This is a genomic window from Syntrophaceticus schinkii (genome assembly GCF_000946815.1).
Classification (GTDB): Bacteria; Bacillota; DSM-12270; order Thermacetogeniales; family Thermacetogeniaceae; genus Syntrophaceticus; species Syntrophaceticus schinkii.
In genome coordinates, this window is record NZ_CDRZ01000095.1 from 1 (window position 1) to 1,268 (window position 1,268).

The following is a 1,268-nucleotide window of genomic DNA, read 5'->3' on the forward strand; positions in this document are numbered from 1 at the left end:
TCATCATGCCTCCCTTATAGATCGAGAGTACCATCCCCAGCTTACAAAACAATTTAATCTTCTTGACAATTTTGTAAGGTGAAAATATTGTTACTGATGCGGTGCGCTGTTTTTGGAACAAAACACCTGGAGCAGCGGCCGCAATTTGACAAGAACAGAAATGAGTACTTTTTTACCAGGCGGTGACTTACAGGTATATCCGTACTTGATCGAAAAAGACACTCTATAGGTTTACACCCGGCGTCCTCTCTCTGCTGAAACTGGGCGAGGCTGCACCACACCCATATATTTTGTCAAATTTTATCACCAGTTTCTGCAGCTCAGGAGAAATAGCAAAGAATAGTAAATTTACTGCCGTGTCCTTCTCTAGAATCAGCTATTACACTTCCGCCCTGCTCTTCTAGTATTTTCCTGGCCAGGTACAATCCAACTCCTGAACCCCCTGCCTTTTTCACAGCCTCTGCGCCTCCCCTATAAAACCTGTCAAAAATCTTTCCCATATCTTTGGGGGGAATTCCGATACCATTATCTTCAATATCTATCTTGATAAAGGTCTCTAATTTTTCCATAAATATTTTAATCTTTCCATTTTCATCTGTATATTTAACAGCATTTTGCAAGATATTAAATATCGCTTCCTTTGTCCATTTAATATCATGATCAATATAGATGCTCTCTAAATCCATTTCGATTTCTATGTTTTTTTCTAAGGCCTCTAAAGAAACTCCATTGACGGCTTCCAGTATGGTTTTCTTGATATCCTGCCTCTCTTTTTTTAACTGTATCAAACCCGGTTCTGTTGCTGAAATTTTCACTAAAGAATTAGCCAGCCATTCCAGTTTATCTACTTCATTTTTTATTCTGTTTAAAAATTCTTCTTCCTCTCCTTGGGTGAGTCCCCCATCAATCAGCAAGGAATTATATATCTTTATAGAAGCTAAGGGGGTTCTAATCTGGTGAGAAATATCAGTTACCAAAGATTTAACCTTTTCTTTTTCAACATTGATACAGTTCTGGTAAGTTAAATAGTAACCAAACAACTAATTACCGGAGGGAGAAACGATAACCCAATATAAGATTACCGTAAATAAGGATATTTTGCATCACCTATTTTCAAGTGTCTTTTAAGATCTTCTATATAATCCTTCTTTTCAAAGAAAATGAAATATATCAGGAGCTACCTTGAGCAATCTGAAGCTACAGGGAGATGAGAATTCTGTAGAAAACTTGAAGTTCGGCGGTCCCAACGGGGAACTCTCTGGCTGCCG

The 1,268-nt window shown here is 38.1% G+C and carries 1 protein-coding gene; it reads right to left on the reverse strand.

The genetic code is table 11. The features are described from left to right. Positions 1-320 precede the first annotated feature (320 nt). Positions 321-1,040 carry a sensor histidine kinase gene (locus SSCH_RS05390; RefSeq protein WP_052835358.1) on the reverse strand — a complete coding sequence of 240 codons (720 nt, stop codon included), beginning with the start codon at positions 1,038-1,040 and terminating at the stop codon, positions 321-323. Positions 1,041-1,268: the final 228 nt, after the last annotated feature.